The organism is Herbaspirillum sp. WTB6 (assembly GCF_057457785.1).
The window spans coordinates 1,824,991-1,837,356 of sequence record NZ_CP176522.1 but is presented as its reverse complement, the minus strand read 5'-3'; the positions used below and the strand labels follow the sequence as shown (position 1 = coordinate 1,837,356).

The following is a 12,366-nucleotide window of genomic DNA, read 5'->3' as shown; positions in this document are numbered from 1 at the left end:
AACTATAGGTGGTGGCCCAAAACCGGACAAACGATTTGTTCACGGGCTCACTATGATTTTTGGTAATGTATGGGCCCTGCAACCACGGACGTGTCAGAAGGATTGAATGTCATGAATAACCGATTGCCGCCGCTGATTGCCTTGCGCTTCTTCGAGGCAGCCGGGCGTCTGCAGAGCTTTTCCAAGGCCGCACTGGAACTCCATGTCACGCAAGGAGCGGTGAGCCGCCAAATTCGGACGTTGGAAAACGAGCTGGGGATCAAGCTGTTTACCCGCCTTACCCGCAAAGTCGAACTGACCGAAATCGGCCGGAAATACTTGGACGAAGTCAGCGAAGCCTTTTTGAAAATCCGGGCGGCGACCGACCAGCTCCAGCGGCATCAGGAACATGCCATTTTGCACATCAGCGTATTGCCTTCGGTGGGGACGGCGTGGGTCATGCCGCGGCTGGGGAGCTTCACGCGCGAGTATCCGAATATAGAAACCCGCATCAGTAGTTCGATCGAGCCGGCCAACCTCCATGCCGGTGGAGTGGACGTGGCAATCCGGGTCGGCCCCAAGCCCGGCCATCAGTACACCAAGGAGATGCCAGCCATCGATCTGGAAATGACGACCGATTGGCGCGGCCTCCTGGCCGAGGAACTGGTGCCGGACATCCTGGTGCCGGTTTACTCGCCCAACATCCTGGAAGAAGCCGCGCACCTGGATGATGTGCAGATATTCCAGAACCTGCCGCTCATCCATACCAGCAGCCGTTCGGATGCCTGGGCCGGTTGGATGAGGACCTATGGTCTGGCCGAACTGCCCGCCACGCCGCGCATCGAGTACGGACATTTTTTCATGTCGCTGGATGCCGCCCGGCAAGGCCTGGGCGTCGCCTTGATTCCCGAGCTGGTACTGGCCAATTCGGATACTCGCGGCCTGTATTGGGCCGAGAACTACAAGGTGCGCAGCGCCGGGGAATACTACCTGTTGAGCCTGGCGCAGCGTGGAGAGGAATATCACATGGCGGCGTTCCGAAAATGGGTTCGGAAACAGTTTCAACAGGTTCCCCAGTCCGTCGAGGCAGAGCGTCCAACCAGCCAGTAGGCGGCGGATATGATCTCTGCCGGTTGGGTCGGCGCCTCAGGATGGATTGCGCTTGACGAAGAACAGCGCCGCGCCGACCGCCATCAGAATGCCGCCGAACACCTGGTTTTGCCGCTTGACCGCATGGGCGTCGCGCAGATAGCGCTGCATGCTGGCGGCGGCCAGCGCATAGCTGTGCATCACCAGCAGATCGATCGTGCACATGGTCGCCGCCAGGATCAGCAGTTGCGGCAGCAGCGCGGCCTGGTGCGTGATGAACTGCGGCAGCACCGCGACCATGAAGACGATGCCCTTGGGGTTGGTGGCATTGGTCAGGAAGCCGAGCAGGAAACGCTTGCGCCAGGGCGGCGCCACGGTATGCGCGCGGCTGCGCGCCGGCAGCGCGGGATCGACCACGACCTGCGCGCGCCATTGCGAAAAACCGAGATAGATCAGGTATAGCGCGCCGACGATCTTGACCGCGTTGAAGGCGACTTCCGACGCCAGCAGGATCGAGCCGACCCCGGCCCCGGCAATGAACAGCACCAGCAGCAGGCCGGCCTGCAAGCCGAGGATGGTGCCGGTGGTTTTCTTGACGCCATACGACAGGCCGTGCGACATCGACAACACGGCGCCGGAACCGGGCGAAATGGCGATCAGGCAAGCGGCGACGACGAAGGTGATCCAGACGGTGAGGCTCATCGAAATTTTCCGGCAAAGCGAGCATTATGCCGCGCGGCGGCGCCGGGCGTAGGGGCGCTGGAATTTTCTTCGCGGCCGCAGGCGGCAAGGGATAATCGCTGCAGCTTGCAGGTAGTTGATTGATTCGACGGATAGGCAGGCGGTTTTCATCAATGGAGTGGCGGATGTGGTCAGCAGAGCATGCAGTCGGGAAAGTTGCCGCCGCGCGCGCAGGAACGGTGTTTCTGCTGTTCCTGCGCCTGGGCTTGACCTCGTTTGGCGGCCCGATCGCCCATCTGGGCTACTTCCGCGATGAATTCGTCGCGCGTCGGCGCTGGCTGAGCGAACGCAGCTACGCCGACCTGGTGGCCTTGTGCCAGTTCCTGCCCGGCCCCGCCAGCAGCCAGGTCGGCATCGCGCTCGGACTGTCGCGCGCCGGCTTGCCGGGTGCGCTGGCGGCCTGGGCCGGGTTCACGCTGCCATCGGCAATCCTGCTGGTGCTGTTCGCGCTCGGCCTGTCCGCCTGGGGCGATGCCGTTCCCGGCGGCGTGCTGCACGGTTTGAAGGTGGCTGCAGTGGCGGTGGTGGCGCAGGCGGTATGGGGCATGGGGCGCAATCTGTGCACCGATATGGCGCGGATTTCGATTGCCGCGCTGTGCGCCTGCAGTGCCCTGTTGTGGCCCGGCGCCGGCGGCCAGGTCGGCGTAATCGCCGCTGCTGCCGCCGTCGGCTGGGTGTTGTTCAAGCCGGCCCCGGAGGCGGCTGCGCCGCATGACCCGCTGCCGATAGCGGTCAGCCGGCGTTTCGGCAGTGCGCTGCTGGCACTGTTCTTCGTCCTGCTGGCCGGCCTGCCGCTGGCGGCGCGGGTCTGGCCGGGGCCGATCCTGGAGATCGTCAACGCCTTTTATCGCGCCGGGTCGCTGGTGTTTGGCGGTGGCCACGTCGTGCTGCCGCTGCTACAGGCAGCGGTGGTGCCCAGCGGCTGGGTCGCGAACGACGCTTTTCTGGCCGGCTACGGCGCGGCGCAGGCGGTTCCCGGTCCGCTGTTTACCTTTGCTGCTTTCCTCGGGGCGTCGCTGACGTTCGCGCCCGGAGGGTGGCTGGGGGCGGCGCTGTGCCTGGGCACGATTTTCCTGCCGTCGTTTCTGCTGGTGATCGGGGTGCTGCCGTTCTGGGAGCAGCTGCGCCACAGCTTGCACGCGCGGGCGGCCCTGGCCGGAGTCAACGCGGCGGTGGTCGGCCTGCTGCTGGCAGCGCTGTATCACCCGGTCTGGACCAGCGCCGTATTGCAGCCGCAAGACTTCGGACTGGCCTTGCTGGCACTGGTGGCGCTGATGTTCTGGAAGCTGCCGCCCTGGCTGGTCGTGCTCGGCTGCGCGGCGGCCGGATGGTTGTTGAGCGGCATTTTTTGACGGTGGCTGGCGCAAGCCGCAAGCGGCAATCGACGGCCGGATTGCTTTACGTTTACGTAAACGTCAATCTTGGGTATGATGACCGCCAGCGTTGATAATATGCAGCCGCATCACCATTTATCCACTAGCCGATTTTGCCCATGCCGACCGTCCCCGACACCATCGCCACGCTGCTGCAGCGCAGCTTTGCGCGCCAGGGCGCGCTGATGGCATGGGACGCGCGGCTGCAGAACCTGACGCCGGGCACTTGTGAAATCCTGCTGCCGATGAGCGCGGTGGTGACCCAGCAGCACGGCTATTTTCACGGCGGCGTGATCGGCACCGTCGCCGATGCGGCCGGTGGCTATGCCGCCAATACTCTGCTGCTGCCGGAATCCGAATGCCTGACCGCCGAATACAAGATCAATATCGTCGCACCCGGCGTCGGCCAGGCGCTGCTCGCGCGCGGCTCGGTGCTGAAGGTCGGGCGCACGCTGGTGGTGGCGCGCGCCGACGTCTTTGCGGTGCGCGACGGCGTCGAAAAACTGTGCGCCGTGATGCAGCAAACCCTGTTCGTTATCCCCGCAGACAAAACCTTGAGGACAGCATGATCCACTTGCCCGGCTTGACCTTTGACCACGGCGCCGACATCGCCGCGCTGCGCGAAACCGTGCAGCAGTTTGCCGCCGCCGAAATCGCACCGCGCGCGCAGGAAATCGATCGGAGCGACCAGTTCCCGATGGATTTGTGGCGCAAGATGGGCGAGCTGGGCATCCTCGGCATCACGGTCGGCGAGGAATACGGCGGGGCCGACATGGGCTACCTGGCGCACATCGTCGCGATGGAAGAAATCTCGCGCGCCTCGGCTTCGGTCGGGCTGTCGTATGGCGCCCATTCCAACCTGTGCGTGAACCAGATCAAGCGCAACGGCACGCCCGAGCAAAAGGCCAAGTATTTGCCGAAGCTGATTTCCGGCGAACACATCGGCGCCTTGGCGATGTCGGAGCCGAACTCAGGCTCCGACGTGGTTTCCATGAAGCTGCGCGCCGAATTCAAGGGCGACCGCTGGCTGCTGAACGGTTCCAAGATGTGGATCACCAACGGCCCCGACGCCGACACGCTGGTGGTGTATGCGAAGAACGACATCGAAGCCGGCGCGCGCGGCATGACCGCGTTTCTGGTCGAAAAGGGCTTCAAGGGCTTTTCGATTGCGCAAAAACTGGACAAGCTCGGCATGCGCGGCTCGCACACCGGCGAGCTGGTGTTCCAGGATTGCGAAGTGCCGGCCGAAAACGTGCTGGGCGGCCTCGGCAAGGGCGTCAACGTCCTGATGTCCGGGCTCGACTTCGAGCGCACCGTGCTGTCCGGCGGCCCGCTCGGCATCATGGCGGCCTGCATGGACGCGGTGGTGCCCTACATTCACGAGCGCAAGCAATTCGGCCAGCCGATCGGCGAATTCCAGTTGATGCAAGGCAAGATCGCCGACATGTATTCGACGATGATGGCCTGCAAGGCATACGTGTACGCGGTCGGCCAGGCCTGCGACCGCGCCGCGACACCGGAGGCGGTGCGCGCGCTGCGCAAGGACGCCGCCAGCGCCATCCTGTACTCGGCCGAAAAGGCGACCTGGATGGCCGGCGAAGCGATCCAGACCCTGGGCGGCAACGGCTACATCAACGAAAACCCGACCGGCCGCCTGTGGCGCGACGCCAAGCTGTACGAAATCGGCGCCGGCACCAGCGAAATCCGCAGGATGCTGATCGGCCGCGAGCTGTTTGGCGAGACGCGTTAGATGTGAGCTGGAGTATGTTCTAAAAACTGACTTTTAAAGGGCGGAAATATGCGCATCCATTGGGAGTATGTGAGGTGTTCGCGGCGATTTTGAAGTTGCCGTTGAATTACTTCCGCTTGGGACGCTGCCGTTTGTGTCGGCGGGAAAATGGATCAGAAACGAAACATGTCTGAGCGCAGCGAGTTGGTTTCATTTCCCGATTTTGGCGCCACACCAGCGGGAAGCCGAAGGCCAGCGTCTTGCGGTCGTCTTTCTTTGCTTACTTTCTTTGACGAAGCAAAGAAAGTAAGTGGCCGCCGGGCCATCCCCGGCAAAGCGCCACGGAGTGGCGACCGGATCAGTAAGCGATGAACGACGCTGCATTCCCGCCTGAACCCGCGGGAATGACAGGACGAGACAGCATGGCAAAAACCAGAACCGCAGGAATCACGAACTCTTGCTCCAACCCGGCTAAACTGGCGATCTGAAAAAACCACCTCCCGCTTCCCATGCACGCAGCCTTCCCCAAACTGCTGTCCTCGCAAATCGCCTTCGACATCGCGCGCACGATGCTGGACGGTTTCGACAAGCATTACCGCTTGTTCCGCCAGGCCAGCCAGGATGCCAAGCGCTATTTCGAGACGCGCGACTGGAAGACCGCGCAGGCCGCGGCCACCCGCCGCATTGCGTTCTACGACGCGCGGGTGCTGGAATGCGTGCAGATCCTGGAAGACGAATACCATCAGAGCGAACTGACCGATGAAGTCTGGCACGAAGTCAAGCTGCATTACATCGGCCTGTTGACCGACCACAAGCGGCCCGAGCTGGCGGAAACGTTTTTCAATTCGGTGTTCTGCAAGGTGCGCCACCGCACCCATTTCCATAACCGCTTCATCTTCGTGCGGCCGGCGGTGGCCACCGAATACATCGAAACCGAAGAGCCGGCGCCGACCTACCGCGTCTACTACCCGGGCAAGGATGGCCTGCGCGCGACGCTGTCGCGCATCGTCACCAATTTCCAATTGAGCGCGCCGTTTGCCGACCTGGAGCGCGACGTCGCGCTGGTGGAAGCGCGGCTGCGGGCGCAATTCGGCGCCGCCACGCTGGAGCCGAACCACCAGATCCAGGTGCTGGCCAGCCTGTTCTTCCGCAACAAGGGCGCCTACATTGTCGGCAAGGGCATCAACGGCAACCGCGAATATCCATTCGTGGTGCCGATCCTGTACAACCGCAAGGGCCAGCTGGTGCTGGACACGGTGTTGCTCGACCCGCTGCAGATCAGCGTGCTGTTTTCCTATACGCGCGCGTATTTCATGGTCGACATGGAAGTGCCGTCGGCCTACGTACAGTTCCTGCGCAGCCTGATGCCGACCAAGCCGAAGAGCGAGATCTACACCATCCTCGGCCTGCAGAAGCAGGGCAAGACCCTGTTCTACCGCGACTTCCTGCACCACCTGAAGCATTCGTCGGATCGCTTCGACGTCGCGCCCGGCATCCGCGGGCTGGTGATGGCGGTATTCGCGCTGCCGTCGTTCCCGTACGTGTTCAAGGTGATCAAGGACCATTTCCCGGCGCCCAAGGAAACCACGCGCGCCGAGGTCAAGCAAAAATACCAGTTGGTGAAAAACCACGACCGCGTCGGCCGCATGGCCGACACGCTGGAATATTCCAGTGTCGCCTTCCCGCGCGCGCGCTTCGCGCCCAAGCTGCTGGCCGAATTGAAGGAGGTGGCGCCGTCGATGATCGAGGAAGACCACGACCAGATCGTCATCAAGCACCTGTACATCGAACGGCGCATGGTGCCGCTCAACATCTGGCTGACCAAGGCCGAAAAGCGCGGCGACATGGAAGCCATGGAACACGGCGTGCGCGAATACGGCAATGCGATCAAGGACCTGGTGGCGGCCAACATCTTCCCCGGCGACATGCTGTACAAGAATTTCGGCGTCACCCGCCAGCGGCGCGTGGTGTTCTACGACTATGATGAAATCGAATACATCACCGACTGCAACTTCCGCGTGATTCCGACGCCGCAGAACGAAGAGCAGGAAATGGCGGCCGAGCCCTGGTATCCGGTGCACAAGAACGACGTCTTTCCAGAGCAACTCGGAACCTTCCTGCTGGGCAATCCGCACGTCAAGGAATTCTTCCTGAAGCACCACGCCGACCTGCTCACCGCCGAGTTCTGGCAGACGCGCAAACAGCGGATAATGGAAGGTCACCTGGAGGACGTTTATCCGTATCCGCAGGAGTTGCGTTTCAGCCATCAGGCCGTCGCCGCGCAACCGGCGGCACTGCCACCTCAGGAACCCGTTTCGTCAACCATCCAACCTTGAACTGAAGGAATTATCATGAACGATCCGATTGTCATCGTAGGCGCCGCCCGCACGCCGATGGGCGCCTTCCAGGGCGATTTTTCAGCGCTCTCGGCCAACGATCTGGGCGCGGTCGCGATCCGCGCCGCGCTGGAGCGCGCCGGCCTCGATCCGAACCAGGTGCAGGACGTGCTGCTCGGCAACTGCCTGATGGCTGGCCAGGGCCAGGCGCCGGCGCGCCAGGCAGCGGTCAAGGCCGGCATTCCGACTTCGGCCGGCGCCGTGACGATGTCGAAGATGTGCGGCTCGGCGATGCAGGCAGCGATGTTCGCGGTCGACTCGATCGTGGCCGGCACCAATGAAGTTGTGGTGGCAGGCGGCATGGAATCGATGACCAACGCCCCCTACCTGATTCCAAAGGCGCGCGGCGGCTACCGCATCGGCCACGGCATGATCTACGACCACATGATGATGGACGGCCTGGAAGACGCGTATACCAAGGATGAAAAGGGCAATGCGCGCTCGATGGGCACCTTTGCCGAGGATTGCGCGGCCAAATACCAGTTCACGCGCGAGGCGCAGGACGCGTTCGCGATCGAATCGGTGAAGCGCGCCCAGGCTGCCGCCAGCAATGGCTGGTTCGCCTGGGAAATCGCCCCGGTCACGCTGCAGGGCCGCGGCGGCGAGGTCGTGATCGACAAGGATGAAGGCCCGGCCAAAGCCAAGCTGGACAAGATCCCGGCGCTGAAGCCGGCATTCAAGAAAGACGGCACCATCACCGCCGCCTCGTCGTCCTCGATCAACGACGGCGCCGCCGCGCTGGTGATCATGCGCGAATCGACCGCGAAGAAACTCGGCTGCACGCCGATCGCGAAGATCGTCGGCCACGCCCGCCATTCGCAGGAGCCGAACTGGTTCACCACTGCGCCGATCGGCGCGATCGAGAAGCTGTACCAGAAGACCGGCTGGAGCACCCAGGAAGTCGACCTGTTCGAGATCAACGAAGCGTTCGCGGCGGTGCCGATGGCGGCGATGAAGGAACTCGGCATCGGCCACGACAAGGTCAACATCCACGGCGGCGCCTGCGCGCTCGGTCACCCGATCGGCGCCTCCGGCGCGCGCATCATCGTCACCCTGATCGGTGCGCTGAAGAAAACCGGCGGCAAGCGCGGCGTCGCTTCGCTGTGCATCGGCGGCGGCGAAGCCACCGCGATGGCGATCGAGCTGGTTTGACGCTGCCTGTCGTTCCCGCCTAAATCCGCGGGAACGACAGGATGCATGACCGAAAGGACAATCCTGATGTCCACCGCACTGATCATCGGCGCCTCGCGCGGCATCGGCCGCGAGTTCGTGCGCCAGTTGCTGGCCGCCGGCTGGAAGGTGTTCGCCACCGCGCGCGATGCGGCGGCGCTGGCGGCGTTGCAGGCGGAAGGCGCGCACGCGATCCGGGTCGACGTGACGCAGCCGGAATCGATGGCCGCGCTCGGCTGGCAACTGGATGGCGAAAAGCTGGATCTGGCGGTGTACGTGGCCGGCGTCTACGGCCCGGCGCACCAGCTGGGGGTGCCGCCACAGGCCGCCGACTTCGACCGCGTGATGCACACCAACGTGCTGGGCGCGATGCAGGCGATGGCCCTGGTCGGGCCGCTGGTGGAGGCGGCGCGCGGCCGCTTCGCGGTGCTCAGCAGCGGCCTGGGCAGCATCGGCGAGGCGAAGTCGAGCGACGCCTGGCTGTACCGGGTATCGAAGGCGGGCTTGAACATGGCGCTGCGCAGCGCGGCTTTCGATTACCCGCATGCGATCTTCGTCGCGCTCGACCCTGGCTGGGTGCGCACCGACATGGGCGGCAAGCTGGCCCCGAGCGCGGTGGATGACAGCGTGCGCGACTTGCTGCGGGTGATCGGCGGTCTGGCGCTGGAGGACAGCGGCAGCTACCGCAGCCACAGCGGGCGCCGGCTGGCCTGGTGAGGCGGCAAGCGATACAACAGAAAGAGGAGGAGTGATGGCAGCGGCAATCGATTTTTATTTCGACTTTACCTCGCCCTACGGCTATTTCGCCGCGCAAAAAATCGACCAGATCGGCGCGCGCCACGGCCGCGCGGTCGAGTGGCATCCGATGCTGCTGGGCGTGGTGTTCAAGCAAACCGGCGCCGCGCCGCTGACGCAGGTGCCGCTGAAGGGGCCATACTCGCTGCACGACTTCCAGCGCACGGCGCGCTTTCACGGCATCGACTACCGGCAGCCGCAACCGTTTCCGATCGCCACCCAGGCCACCGCGCGCGCCATGCTGTGGCTGCAGGAGCAGTACGGCAAGCAGCGCGCGGTCGACTTCGCCAAGGCGGCGTATCGCGCCTATTTCGTCGACGGCGTGCTGATCGGCGATGCCGCCAACGTGGTGCAGATCGCCGCCGAACAGGGGGCGGACGCGGCGGCGCTGACCGAGGCGCTGGGCGGCGCGCCGCTGAAGGAGCGGCTGAAAGCCGAAGTCGAGCAGGCGATCGCGCACGGGGTGTTCGGCTCGCCCTTCATGATCGTCGACGGCGAGGCGTTCTGGGGCTTTGACCGCTTCGACCAACTGGAAGCCCATCTGCGCGACGGCAAGGTATGAGCGGCATGCTGAACGGCACGACAGCCTGCAACCAACGATGGAAAGCACAATGAAGCTCGGCTACAAAATTCTGGTGGACCAAGCCACAGCGCAGATCAAAACTTACTCGGTGCCGGAGGCGTTGGCCCGGCTGGACGATCCCGGCGTGCAGTTCGTCGATGTGCGCGACGCCCGCGAACTGGAGCGCGAAGGCATCATTCCGGGCGCCTTTCATGCACCGCGCGGCATGATCGAATTCTGGATCGATCCCGATTCGCCTTATTTCAAGCCGGTGTTCGGCGCCGGCAAGGAATACATCTTCTTTTGCGCCGCCGGCTGGCGCAGCGCGCTGACCACCAAGACCGTGCAGGACATGGGGCTGGCGCCGGTGGCGCATATCGACGGCGGTTTTGCCGCCTGGAAGGCCGCGGGCGCGCCGGTGGCGCACAAGGAAAAGAAATCCTGACGCCGATGCGCCGCACCCAGCCCCTGCCCTGCCCGTGCGGCGCGCCGGATTATGCCGCCTGTTGCGGTCGTTACCACGGTGGCGTGCTGCCGACCAGCGCCCTGGAGCTGATGCGCTCGCGCTATAGCGCCTACGTGCTGCGCAACGAAACCTATCTGCAGGCCACCTGGCATCCGGACACGCGTCCGGCCAGTGCGGTGCTGGAAGACGGCGACCACGTCAAGTGGCTCGGGCTCGAGGTGCTGCGGCATACGCAGGACGGCACCCAGGCCACGGTCGAGTTCGTCGCCCGCTACAAGCTCGGCGGCCGCGCGCGCCGGCTGCATGAAGTCAGCCGCTTCGTACAGGTCGACGGCCATTGGCTGTATCTCGATGGTGGTTTCCCATCTGAGCAGGAAGGCTAGCCAACCCGGCTCGGCAAATCAGAAAAGAGAAAAGAGAAAAAAGGACGCATACCATGCCGCAAATAGAAAGCAAGCTGAACCCGCGCAATGCCGATTTCAAGCAGAACGCCGACGCGATGCAGGCCATCGTCGACGATTTGCGGCAGAAGGTGGCGGCGCTCGCGCAGGGTGGCGGCGAGGAAGCGCGCAAGAAGCACGTGGCGCGCGGCAAGCTGCTGCCGCGCGAGCGGGTGCAGATGCTGCTCGACCCGGGCACGCCGTTCCTGGAGTTTTCGCAACTGGCCGCATATCAGATGTACAAGGACCGGCACGGGGTCGGCGCGGCGCCGGCGGCCGGCATCATCACCGGCATCGGCCGCGTCGCCGGCGTCGAGTGCGTGATCGTCTGCAACGACGCCACGGTGAAGGGTGGCACCTATTATCCGATCACGGTGAAAAAACATCTGCGCGCCCAGGAAATCGCCGAGCAGAACAACCTGCCCTGCGTCTACCTGGTCGACTCCGGCGGCGCCAACTTGCCGAACCAGGATGACGTGTTTCCCGACCGCGACCACTTCGGCCGCATCTTCTACAACCAGGCCAGTCTGTCGGCCAAGGGCATTCCGCAGATCGCGGTGGTGATGGGCTCCTGCACCGCCGGCGGCGCCTACGTGCCGGCGATGAGCGACGAATCGATCATCGTCAAGAATCAGGGCACGATCTTCCTCGGCGGCCCGCCGCTGGTGAAGGCCGCCACCGGCGAAGTGGTCAGCGCCGAAGACCTGGGCGGCGGCGACGTCCATACCCGGCTGTCGGGCGTGGTCGACCATCTGGCGCAGAATGACGCCCACGCGCTGGCGCTGGCGCGTTCCATCGTCGCCAACCTGAACCGGCGCAAGCCGCAGGGCCCGGCGCTGCGCGAGCCGGTCGAGCCGAACTACCCGGCGCACGAACTGTACGGTGTGATCCCGGCCGATACCAGGAAGCCGTTCGACGTGCGTGAAATCATCGCGCGCGTGGTGGATGGCAGCGAGTTCGATGAATTCAAGGCACGCTACGGCACCACGCTGATCTGCGGCTTCGCGCACATCTTCGGCATGCCGGTCGGCATCATCGCCAACAACGGCATCCTGTTTTCGGAATCGGCGTTGAAGGGCACGCATTTCATCGAGCTGTGCTGCCAGCGCAAGATCCCGCTGGTGTTCCTGCAGAACATCACCGGCTTCATGGTCGGCCGCAAATACGAGAACGAAGGCATCGCCCGCAACGGCGCCAAGATGGTGACGGCGGTGGCCACGGCCGCGGTACCGAAATTCACCGTCATCATCGGCGGCAGCTTCGGCGCCGGCAACTACGGCATGTGCGGGCGCGCGTTTTCGCCGCGTTTTTTGTGGATGTGGCCGAACGCGCGCATTTCGGTGATGGGCGGCGACCAGGCCGCCAGCGTGCTGGCCACCGTCAAGCGCGACGGCATCGAAGCCAAGGGCGGGGTCTGGAGCGCGGAAGAAGAAGAGGCATTCAAGCAGCCGGTCAAGGACCAGTACGAGCATCAGGGCCACCCATACTACGCCAGCGCCCGGCTGTGGGACGACGGCGTGATCGACCCGGCCGACACCCGCATGGTGCTGGGGCTGGGCTTGTCGGCGGCCTTGAACGCGCCGATCCCGGAAACCAAGTTCGGCGTGTTCCGGATGTAAGGAAGAC

12 protein-coding genes are annotated in these 12,366 nt (G+C 64.1%); 11 read left to right on the top strand and 1 reads right to left on the bottom strand.

Annotated features, from left to right (window positions below; all coding sequences use genetic code 11):
- Window positions 1–69: 69 nt before the first annotated feature.
- On the top strand, window positions 70–1,089 hold the full coding sequence (locus ACK2VC_RS08575; RefSeq protein ID WP_486729921.1) for a LysR substrate-binding domain-containing protein: 1,020 nt from the start codon (window positions 70–72) through the stop codon (window positions 1,087–1,089).
- Window positions 1,090–1,125: 36 nt separating this feature from the next.
- On the opposite strand, the gene ACK2VC_RS08570 is transcribed toward ACK2VC_RS08575, so the two are convergent.
- Window positions 1,126–1,770 (bottom strand): LysE family transporter, encoded by a 645-nt coding sequence (locus ACK2VC_RS08570; protein WP_486729920.1) that lies wholly within the window; start codon window positions 1,768–1,770, stop codon window positions 1,126–1,128.
- A gap of 164 nt (window positions 1,771–1,934) precedes the next feature.
- Here ACK2VC_RS08570 and chrA point away from each other — a divergent pair, with 164 nt between their 5' ends.
- The 10 genes from chrA (at window position 1,935) to ACK2VC_RS08520 (ending at window position 12,359) form a co-directional block, all read left to right on the top strand.
- Window positions 1,935–3,161, top strand: coding sequence for a chromate efflux transporter (gene chrA / locus ACK2VC_RS08565; protein WP_486729919.1), 1,227 nt, complete (start codon window positions 1,935–1,937; stop codon window positions 3,159–3,161).
- 140 nt (window positions 3,162–3,301) lie between these two features.
- Window positions 3,302–3,751 carry a PaaI family thioesterase gene (locus ACK2VC_RS08560; RefSeq protein ID WP_486729918.1) on the top strand — a complete coding sequence of 150 codons (450 nt, stop codon included), beginning with the start codon at window positions 3,302–3,304 and terminating at the stop codon, window positions 3,749–3,751.
- Window positions 3,748–4,932 carry an isovaleryl-CoA dehydrogenase gene (locus ACK2VC_RS08555; protein ID WP_486729917.1) on the top strand — a complete coding sequence of 395 codons (1,185 nt, stop codon included), beginning with the start codon at window positions 3,748–3,750 and terminating at the stop codon, window positions 4,930–4,932. The genes ACK2VC_RS08560 and ACK2VC_RS08555 overlap by 4 nt, the downstream gene beginning before the upstream one ends.
- Window positions 4,933–5,420: 488 nt before the next feature.
- Window positions 5,421–7,247 carry a bifunctional isocitrate dehydrogenase kinase/phosphatase gene (gene aceK / locus ACK2VC_RS08550; protein ID WP_486729916.1) on the top strand — a complete coding sequence of 609 codons (1,827 nt, stop codon included), beginning with the start codon at window positions 5,421–5,423 and terminating at the stop codon, window positions 7,245–7,247.
- 15 nt (window positions 7,248–7,262) lie between these two features.
- A complete protein-coding gene (locus ACK2VC_RS08545) occupies window positions 7,263–8,459 on the top strand; it encodes an acetyl-CoA C-acetyltransferase (protein WP_486729915.1) in 1,197 nt (398 codons plus the stop codon).
- Between the two features lie 66 nt (window positions 8,460–8,525).
- The gene (locus ACK2VC_RS08540; RefSeq protein WP_486729914.1) at window positions 8,526–9,194 is read left to right on the top strand and encodes an SDR family oxidoreductase; all 669 of its coding nucleotides are present in this window, start codon (window positions 8,526–8,528) and stop codon (window positions 9,192–9,194) included.
- A gap of 34 nt (window positions 9,195–9,228) precedes the next feature.
- Window positions 9,229–9,834 (top strand): DsbA family protein, encoded by a 606-nt coding sequence (locus ACK2VC_RS08535; RefSeq protein WP_486729913.1) that lies wholly within the window; start codon window positions 9,229–9,231, stop codon window positions 9,832–9,834.
- A gap of 49 nt (window positions 9,835–9,883) precedes the next feature.
- Complete coding sequence (locus ACK2VC_RS08530; protein ID WP_486729912.1) at window positions 9,884–10,279, top strand: rhodanese-like domain-containing protein; 396 nt, start codon at window positions 9,884–9,886, stop codon at window positions 10,277–10,279.
- A gap of 5 nt (window positions 10,280–10,284) precedes the next feature.
- Entirely contained in the window at window positions 10,285–10,683 is a 399-nt protein-coding gene (locus ACK2VC_RS08525; protein ID WP_486729911.1) for a YchJ family protein, read from the top strand.
- A 53-nt stretch (window positions 10,684–10,736) separates the two neighbouring features.
- Complete coding sequence (locus tag ACK2VC_RS08520) at window positions 10,737–12,359, top strand: carboxyl transferase domain-containing protein (protein WP_486729910.1); 1,623 nt, start codon at window positions 10,737–10,739, stop codon at window positions 12,357–12,359.
- Window positions 12,360–12,366 lie beyond the last annotated feature (7 nt).

What these genes read in the sequence shown, in the direction of transcription:
- ACK2VC_RS08560 (WP_486729918.1), top strand. Translation starts at nt 3,302, where the DNA reads ATGCCGACCGTCCCCGACACCATCGCCACGCTGCTGCAGCGCAGCTTT.
- ACK2VC_RS08555 (WP_486729917.1), top strand. Translation starts at nt 3,748, where the DNA reads ATGATCCACTTGCCCGGCTTGACCTTTGACCACGGCGCCGACATCGCC.
- ACK2VC_RS08530 (WP_486729912.1), top strand. Translation starts at nt 9,884, where the DNA reads ATGAAGCTCGGCTACAAAATTCTGGTGGACCAAGCCACAGCGCAGATC.
- ACK2VC_RS08520 (WP_486729910.1), top strand. Translation starts at nt 10,737, where the DNA reads ATGCCGCAAATAGAAAGCAAGCTGAACCCGCGCAATGCCGATTTCAAG.
- aceK (WP_486729916.1), top strand. Translation starts at nt 5,421, where the DNA reads ATGCACGCAGCCTTCCCCAAACTGCTGTCCTCGCAAATCGCCTTCGAC.
- ACK2VC_RS08545 (WP_486729915.1), top strand. Translation starts at nt 7,263, where the DNA reads ATGAACGATCCGATTGTCATCGTAGGCGCCGCCCGCACGCCGATGGGC.
- ACK2VC_RS08575 (WP_486729921.1), top strand. Translation starts at nt 70, where the DNA reads ATGGGCCCTGCAACCACGGACGTGTCAGAAGGATTGAATGTCATGAAT.
- chrA (WP_486729919.1), top strand. Translation starts at nt 1,935, where the DNA reads ATGTGGTCAGCAGAGCATGCAGTCGGGAAAGTTGCCGCCGCGCGCGCA.
- ACK2VC_RS08525 (WP_486729911.1), top strand. Translation starts at nt 10,285, where the DNA reads ATGCGCCGCACCCAGCCCCTGCCCTGCCCGTGCGGCGCGCCGGATTAT.
- ACK2VC_RS08570 (WP_486729920.1), bottom strand. Translation starts at nt 1,770, where the DNA reads ATGAGCCTCACCGTCTGGATCACCTTCGTCGTCGCCGCTTGCCTGATC.
- ACK2VC_RS08540 (WP_486729914.1), top strand. Translation starts at nt 8,526, where the DNA reads ATGTCCACCGCACTGATCATCGGCGCCTCGCGCGGCATCGGCCGCGAG.
- ACK2VC_RS08535 (WP_486729913.1), top strand. Translation starts at nt 9,229, where the DNA reads ATGGCAGCGGCAATCGATTTTTATTTCGACTTTACCTCGCCCTACGGC.